8 protein-coding genes, 1 tRNA gene and 1 pseudogene are annotated in these 8,019 nt (G+C 48.1%); all 10 read left to right on the plus strand.

Translation table 11 applies throughout. The annotated features are described in order from the left end of the window. The first annotated feature begins 202 nt into the window (after positions 1 to 202). Positions 203 to 1,399: an elongation factor Tu gene (gene tuf, locus Q0294_RS17685; protein ID WP_299468108.1), complete on the plus strand. Its 1,197-nt coding sequence runs from the start codon at positions 203 to 205 to the stop codon at positions 1,397 to 1,399. 121 nt (positions 1,400 to 1,520) lie between these two features. Further along, positions 1,521 to 1,676, plus strand: a complete 156-nt coding sequence (gene rpmG / locus Q0294_RS17690) for a 50S ribosomal protein L33 (protein WP_299468110.1) — start codon at positions 1,521 to 1,523, stop codon at positions 1,674 to 1,676. Positions 1,677 to 1,761: 85 nt separating this feature from the next. Next, positions 1,762 to 1,834 (plus strand) — tRNA-Trp (locus Q0294_RS17695). Positions 1,835 to 1,966: 132 nt separating this feature from the next. Further along, positions 1,967 to 2,398: a preprotein translocase subunit SecE gene (gene secE, locus Q0294_RS17700; protein ID WP_299468112.1), complete on the plus strand. Its 432-nt coding sequence runs from the start codon at positions 1,967 to 1,969 to the stop codon at positions 2,396 to 2,398. A gap of 172 nt (positions 2,399 to 2,570) precedes the next feature. Continuing rightward, a complete protein-coding gene (nusG, locus tag Q0294_RS17705) occupies positions 2,571 to 3,227 on the plus strand; it encodes a transcription termination/antitermination protein NusG (RefSeq protein ID WP_299468114.1) in 657 nt (218 codons plus the stop codon). 67 nt (positions 3,228 to 3,294) lie between these two features. Continuing rightward, complete coding sequence (rplK, locus tag Q0294_RS17710) at positions 3,295 to 3,720, plus strand: 50S ribosomal protein L11 (protein WP_299468116.1); 426 nt, start codon at positions 3,295 to 3,297, stop codon at positions 3,718 to 3,720. A gap of 88 nt (positions 3,721 to 3,808) precedes the next feature. Then, positions 3,809 to 4,513, plus strand: a complete 705-nt coding sequence (rplA, locus tag Q0294_RS17715) for a 50S ribosomal protein L1 (protein WP_299468118.1) — start codon at positions 3,809 to 3,811, stop codon at positions 4,511 to 4,513. 86 nt (positions 4,514 to 4,599) lie between these two features. Beyond that, positions 4,600 to 5,118 carry a 50S ribosomal protein L10 gene (gene rplJ / locus Q0294_RS17720; protein WP_299468120.1) on the plus strand — a complete coding sequence of 173 codons (519 nt, stop codon included), beginning with the start codon at positions 4,600 to 4,602 and terminating at the stop codon, positions 5,116 to 5,118. Between the two features lie 135 nt (positions 5,119 to 5,253). Further along, positions 5,254 to 5,664, plus strand: a complete 411-nt coding sequence (rplL, locus tag Q0294_RS17725) for a 50S ribosomal protein L7/L12 (protein WP_299468122.1) — start codon at positions 5,254 to 5,256, stop codon at positions 5,662 to 5,664. Positions 5,665 to 6,194: 530 nt separating this feature from the next. After that, positions 6,195 to 8,019, plus strand: a pseudogene (gene rpoB / locus Q0294_RS17730) (DNA-directed RNA polymerase subunit beta); the annotation flags it as partial.

Genomic DNA, 8,019 nt, shown 5'->3' on the forward strand with positions numbered 1-8,019 from the left:
GAGCGCGTCCTTGGTAAGGACGAGGTCATGGGTTCAAATCCCATCAGCAGCTTTTTGATTAAAAGTAAAATGTGGTTTTCAGGAGGTGTGTGCCTCTTGCGTGCGAGGGGTTACTCCTGTTTGTACCTCGCTGATTGTTTTGTTGGTCTTATTGTTTGGGTTTGACTGTGTGTCAAGCTCGAAAAAGGGGTTTTAAAGAGAGATGGCTAAGGAAGTCTTTGAGCGAACAAAGCCGCACGTAAACGTAGGTACAATTGGTCATATTGACCATGGTAAGACAACTTTGACGACAGCACTTTTGGCTGTGCAGAGTGAAAAAGGTCTTGCTAAAATGAAGAGTTATGCTGATGTCGCGAAGGGGGGAACCGTTCGTGACGCTACCAAGACTGTGACAATTGCAGTAAGTCACGTGGAGTACGAAAGCGAAACACGCCACTACGCTCATATCGACTGTCCAGGACACGCAGACTATATCAAAAATATGATCACGGGTGCTGCTCAGATGGATGGTGCGATTCTGGTGGTTTCAGCCGCCGATGGTCCCATGCCACAGACTCGCGAGCACATTCTGCTGGCTCGTCAGGTGGATGTGCCTGCATTGGTTGTCTTTTTGAACAAGTGCGACCTGGTTGACGACGAAGAGTTGCTCGAGTTGGTTGAGATGGAAATCCGCGACCTTCTGACCAAGTATGGTTTCCCTGGAGACGACATTGAGATCGTACGTGGTAATGCCAAGGGAGCACTCGATCATCCTGCAGATCCAGCTTATAACGCCTGCATTGGTGCGTTGATGGATGCATTGGATAAAAATATTCCTGCTCCAGAGCGTCAGGCAGACAAGCCATTCCTGATGGCGATTGAGGATGTGTTCTCTATCGCAGGTCGTGGTACGGTAGTGACGGGCCGAATTGAACAGGGCATCATCACTGTTGGTGAAAAAGTCGAGATTGTCGGTCTGCGTGATACGCAGGAAACGACCTGTACTGGGGTGGAAATGTTCCAGAAGACCTTGAATGAAGGTCAGGCCGGTGATAACGTCGGTATTCTGTTGCGTGGGATCGCGAAGGACGATGTGGAACGTGGCCAGGTATTGGCCAAGAAGGGTTCCATTCCTCCTCACACCAAGTTCGAAGGTCAGGTTTACGTTCTCAGTAAAGAAGAGGGTGGTCGTCATACGCCGTTCTTTAACGGTTATCGTCCCCAGTTTTACTTCCGTACTACTGACGTAACAGGTACAACAACGTTGCGGGGTGGTGCAGAGATGTGTATGCCCGGCGATAATGTGGAAGTGGAAGTGGAACTTGGCAAGCCAATCGCCATGTCCGAAGGAAGTCGCTTCGCGATTCGCGAAGGCGGACGTACCGTTGGTTCTGGTATTGTCACCAAGATTGTCGAGTAGGGTTTCCCGATTCTGCAGTTTTTAAAATAAACGGTGTCCACTCCGTCCTGTATTGGGGTGGGCACCATTAAGTTTAACAGGTTTTCGTATTTGTTTGTCCGTAGGGGCATTGAGGGCTGTTATGGCACGTGAATATGTTTGGTTGGAATGTACTGAAACTGGAATGCGAAATTATCGGGTCAGCAAAGAGACTCGTGGTGCTGAGCGTCTCTCGTTGATGAAGTACTGTCCCAGGTTGCGGCGTCACACTTTGCATAAAGAGTCTCGCAAGAAGTAAGTCTTGCTGGCCGGGTTTTGTGACTGGTGTCAGATCTTTGAGTTGCTTCCGGTGGTCAAAACGTTTGGTCAGTTCCGTGTTTTGAACGGGTGTAGCTCAATTGGCAGAGCACTGGATTCCAAATCCAGCGGTTGGGGGTTCGACTCCCTCCGCCCGTGTTTTTGTGTGTTGCAGATGCTGCAGAAACATTTATTGGAGGCAACGGCCTGTTCCTGGACTCAGGTTTGAAGAACGGGTTTGTGATGTAACGGTTCGCCTCTGTACTTTGTATTATTTAGTAAATTGGTCCAATGGCTAAATCCAAAACGGAGCAAGCGTTTTCCGCTACTTTAGTAAGTAGTGGTCTATATAAAAGGAATCAGGGGCGCCTGGTACGTCAATTGACGGCACTGGGTCTGGTCGCCGTGGCGATCTTTGGTGCCTACTCGCTTTATAATGTTTTGCCTTTGGGGATGTCTGCCGGAATGCAAAAAGGGATCGCAGTAGCGGTCGTAGTCGTTTCGGCCTGGTTGGCGTATCGTGTTGTTAATTTTCCCCGGTTTGCTGATTTTCTAATTTCTGTGGAAGCAGAAGTTGGCAAGGTAACCTGGGCAACTTGGGATCAGTTGTGGCGTTCGACGGCTGTGGTAATCGTGATCATGGTACTGCTGGCGTTTTTGCTGCTGGCGTTTGATGTGATTTGGCAGTGGTTCTTCAGGCTGATTCATTTTCTGCAGATTTGAGGTGGCGGTTCGGCTTTCGGTGAATTGCGGAGAAATTTGATCTCTGCTTCTTGAATAAATTATGATTCCTGCTCATTATGGGCGATTCCTGCATTTGGCAATCTCTTCTATTGCAGCATCAGAGTGAAAATTTGGGGTCTCCGTATGTGGCGGGTCCCGTTAAAGGTGTCTCATGAGTAATGATTCGGATTCTGAACTTGCCTCTGAAATTCCAGAGAGCGTTGAAAAACCGGAGAGCTCTCATAAGTCAGAGGGTTCTGAATTACCGGAGGGTTCCGAAGTTCCAGAGAGCTCTGAAAAGCGTCTGTGGTATGTGTTGAAAGTGCAGAGCAACCGGGAAAAGTCGATTCGTGAGGCGTTGTTAAGAGGCATTAAAAGAGACGGGATTGAAGAATTCTTTGGGGAAATTATCATCCCTACGGAAAAAGTGGTTGAAACAAAGGGTGGCAAAAAACGGGTTTTTGAGCGTAAGCTTTATCCAGGCTATCTGATGATCCAGGTTGAGCTGAATGATGACAGCTGGTATCTGGTGCGATCCACAAATGGAGTGGGTGACTTTACCGGATCGGCAGGTCAGCCGATTCCGATGCAGGAGCACGAAATTGCCCGCATGCTCGGACGGGAAGAGTCAAAAGAAGAGACGCCGGTTAAAATTAAGTTAGATTTTCAGGGTGGTGATGTTGTCAAAATCAAGGATGGCACTTTCGAAGGGTTCGAAGGCACGATCGATTCAGTCGATGAAGCCAGTGGCAAGGTTACTGTTCTGATTGAAATATTCAGTCGCCCGACTCCTACCGAACTGGAGTATTGGCAGATTGAGAAAGTCTGACAGATCTTTCGGGTCTGTCTGAAACGAATTTGATTCATGTTTATAAAGTGTTTTGAAAGTCGGTCAAATGGCTAAGCAGCTTGTTACAGAAGTTAAAGTGCAGATTACCGGTGGTCAGGCCACCCCCGCCCCTCCTGTGGGTACTGCCTTGGGCCCTCACGGGGTCAATATTGGTCAGTTTGTTCAACAGTTTAACGAGCGAACCAAGGAGTTTGCCGGTACCGTGATTCCGGTTGTGATCAGTGTTTATAATGACCGTTCTTTTGAATTCGTCCTGAAGAGCCCGCCAGCTGCTGTTCTGTTAAAACAAGCAGCTCAGATCGCAAAAGGGTCTGATAATCCCAAGCGGAATAAAGTGGGAAAAGTGACTGTCAGTCAGTTGAAAGAAATTGCAAAAACCAAGTTTGAAGATCTGAACGCCCCGAATATTGATCAGGCTGTGAAGATTATTGCTGGTACCGCCCGCAGCATGGGGCTTGAGGTAGAAAAGTAATCTTTTCGCCAGAGAACATCAGAGGTCATTAAGGCCGGTTTTGAGCGAAATCAAATTAATCTAGAAACCGTTTTTCGGATAGAGTGTCATGGGAAATCAGACCAAACGAACGAAATTTTACAATGAAAAACTGGCCGGACTCAAGTCCGTCAGCCTCGAAGAGGCTGTAGGGGTGTTGAAGTCACTGGATGTTGGCCTGCCAGCAGCCATCAAGCCAATCAAAATGGATCAGACGATCGAACTGGCTGTGCGGTTGGGCGTTGATCCTCGTCAGGCTGACCAGTTGGTGCGTGGGTCGATTATTCTTCCTCACGGCATTGGTAAAACACAGCGGGTCGTTGTGTTTGCTCAAGGTGCCAATCTGGAAGCGGCAGAAGCAGCCGGCGCTGATGCGGTTGGCGGCAAAGATCTGGCTGACAAAATCAAAGCGGGCTGGCTCGATTTCGATGTGGCAATCGCATCGCCGGATATGATGGGCGTTGTTGGTCCGCTGGGGCGTGTATTGGGTCCTCGCGGTTTGATGCCATCTCCTCGTGCTGGAACAGTGACTCAGGATGTGGCCAACGCCGTCAAGGAATACAAGGCCGGTAAGGTTGAGTTTCGTGTTGATGCAGGCGGGAATGTGCACTGCCGGGTTGGCAAGATGTCATTCGAAGCAGATCAGTTGGTTGAGAATATTCGGGCCATGTTGAAGTTTTTGGAGTCATTGCGTCCCTCTTCTTCGAAGGGGAACTATGTGCGAAATATTGCGATTTCCTCAACGATGGGTCCCGGGATTGCCATTGCAATCTGAAACGTTGTGAATTCCGTCTGTTTTTTTGCAGGATGAAATCGCTAAAAACAACTGTTTTCGCCATTCAATAAGCTGAAAGAAGTCTAATGAGTAAATTTGTAAAAGAAATGATCATCGCTGAGATTGCATCTCAGATTGGCGAAGTACGGGATTTTGTCATTGTGGACTCTGCTAAGTTAGATGCGATCACTGACAATGGTTTTCGTCTCAAATTGCAGGAGAAGGGGATCACCGCTCTGACAGTGAAGAATTCACTGGCTCGTTGCGCCTTTGCCAATGTTGGCATTGAAGGCATCGGCGATGTTCTGAAAGGCCCTTCCACCCTGGTATGGGGCGGAGAAGATATTGTTGCCCTTTCGAAAGAAATGACGAAATGGGCGTCTGATATTAAAGAGTTGGACATCAAAGGCGGAGTGACTGAAGGAACTTCGCTTTCTTCAGACGATGTTGCAAAATTAAGTAAGAGTCCTGGTCGAATGGAATTGATTGGCCAGATCGTGTCCCGGATCCTCGGACCTGGTTCACAACTGGCTGGGGCGATCAAGGGTCCTGGTGGAGTGCTGGCAGGACAGATTAAGACAATCTCGGAAGGGGAAGAGGCATAATTCGGTGTTCCGATTTATGGCTTGGGGTTTGAGAGTTAAAATTTGTAGCAACTGCTGTTAAGGCAATGCAGCGTTGATTTGATTTAGACTGTTGAGAGAATTTATTTTACGCATTCGTGCGAAAGGAAAGAGAAGATGGCGACAGCCGAAGCAACAACTGAATTTGGTGCAGAAACCAAAGAACTGGGCGATAAAATTGCTGGATTGACATTGCTCCAGGCTAGAGAATTGGCTGATTACCTTGACGAAGTTCACGGTATTAAGGCTGCCGCTGGCGGAGCTGTGATGATGGCTGCCCCAGATGGTGGTGGTGGTGGTGAAGCTGCTGCAGAACAGACCGAGTTCGATGTTATTTTGACCGGATTCGGCGATAGCAAGATCCCGGTGATCAAAGTGGTCCGCGGTGCAACTGGTCTTGGTCTGAAAGAAGCAAAAGATCTGGTTGAAGGGGCTCCCAAGCCACTTAAGCAGGGCGTCTCGAAAGAAGATGGAGCAGCTCTGGTTAAAGAGATTGAAGCAGCAGGCGGTACTGCTGAACTGAAATAAGTGGTTTGAGAAAAAAGCCGTCCGGGTTAACCTGTGCTGAAAATCGTTTTGGCACAGGGCGCCATTGTGCTGTAAATATGCTCATGGCCGGTTTTTTTTCCTTGCACAATTGAAGTGTTCTGTGACGCAGTCTAGAATAGGCACTGGTTCCGGTTCGGCATGATTACGCCTTAGCCGGTTTTTCGTGCCTTGAAATTCTGCGTGCAGGAACATATATCTCGGTTGTATGAACTGCTTAATGTTTGTTTCTGTAAGTTTATCTGCTTCGATCAGTCATCGTGTCAGTCCCATTTGGTCTAAGCAATCGACTCATTGCACTCTCTTTTGAATAGCAAAGTAGTATTGAGCGATTTATCAGGCTTTAAATTAATCGAGCGATTCGCTTTTCATGCAGCATTTGGGGCTGTATTCTCTCGAGGTACGCGCTGCTGTTCCTCGCTATTCTTGGTTTGTGCTCTGTCAGGTTTGAATCAGTGCTTGCGCAGAGCATTTCCACATCTGGCACCAGGTAAGTAGAAAAGATCATCTTAATGCCGATTCCAGCACAGCGAACGATTCCCACTCATTCTGTCAAAAACTTTGGTAAGATTGAACACAGTTTTGAATTGTCTGACCTGACGCAAATTCAGACATCGTCGTATGCAAAATTTCTTCAGGCAGACAAATCGCCACGCGAACGTAAAAACCAGGGGCTTGAGGAAATATTGCGAGAAATATTTCCCATCGAAAGTTATCAGGGGCAGTACCAGTTAGAGTACGTCAAGTACGAACTGGGCAAACCTCGTTACACTCCCACCGAATGTCGTCAGTTGCGCATGACATACGGTCGCCCTTTTCGAGTCTGGCTGCGTTTAGTTAAAGAGCAGCCCATCGAAGAGGAAGTTTACCTGGGTGATTTGCCCGTCATGATTGGCGGCGGCGAATTCATCATCAATGGTGCAGAACGTTGTATTGTAAGTCAGTTGCATCGTTCTCCCGGCGTGGATTTTGTACTCAGTTCCGAACCCGGTGAGAAGAAAGAATATTCTTGCCGCGTGATTCCGGAACGGGGCAGCTGGATCGAGCTGGTTGTCGGCAAAAAAGACACACTCGGCGTACGGATTGACCAGAGCGGTAAATTTTCAGCAATGACACTCTTGCGGGCCATGTCCAAAGAGTATTCCTCGGACACCGATCTGGTCAAAATGTTTTACGAGACCAAATCAGAAAAAATTGCCGCAGGGGCTGCTGCTGAGAAGCTGGTCGGAAAAGTGGTCGCTGAAGATATTATCTACCCACCCGGTCATGAAAAATGCGGCGAAATTATTCTGGATTGTTGTGGAACAATTACAGAAGAGATGATTGAAGAAATCTGTGATACCGGTTTGAAAAAAATCGAAGTTGTCAACGAAGTCGCTGACGTACTTGTGCTGCAGAGTATTGCAGAAGATCCAACTTCGACCCATGAAGAAGCATTGTTGAGAATTTATTCGCGCTTGCGTCCGGGAAATCCTCCTCAGTTGGAACGCGCCATTGATTTGTTCAAAGAAAAATTCTTTGATGTCAATCGTTATCGACTGGGACGTGTCGGGCGATTCAGAATCAATCGCAAATTCAAACAGGATGTGCCTGATACCGAGATGACGTTGCGTCCGGAAGATTTTATTAATTCGATCCGTTATCTGGTACGTTTACGGGTGGGTGAATCTTCTGCATATGTTGACGATATCGACAATCTCGGTAACAGACGGCTGCGTACAATTGACGAACTGGCATCGGATGAAATTCGTAAAGGATTTCTCAAGCTGCGTCGAACCGTACAGGAACGCATGACTCAAAAAGACGTGGAAGAGATGTCTCCGCGAACGTTGATCAATCCGAAAAGTGTTTCGGCGGCGATTGATTTCTTCTTCGGCCGCAGTGAATTATCACAGGTGGTTGACCAGACGAATCCGCTGTCGATGTTGACGCACGAACGCCGCTTGAGTGCACTGGGCCCTGGCGGTTTGAATCGGAAACGTGCCGGCTTCGAAGTACGCGATGTGCATATTTCTCACTATGGGCGTATTTGTCCGATTGAAACTCCTGAAGGAACCAACATTGGTCTGATTTCCAGTTTGAGTATTTTCTCAAAAGTAGACGATTACGGGTTCCTGGTCACGCCGTACCGGTGTGTGAAAAATGGAAAACTGACGGACGAAGTGCACTGGATGCGCGCCGATGAAGAAGCGGAAGTGCACGTAGCTCCGGCTGATACGCCAGTCGAAAACGGTAAATTCGCAGAAGATCGTGTGATGGCACGATTCCGTGACGACGTGGTGTGGATTGCCGGCAGTGATGTCGACTATATCGACGTCGATCCCGCACAGATGGTGG

The sequence above is a fragment of the uncultured Gimesia sp. genome, from assembly GCF_937919775.1.
Lineage (GTDB): Bacteria > Planctomycetota > Planctomycetia > Planctomycetales > Planctomycetaceae > Gimesia.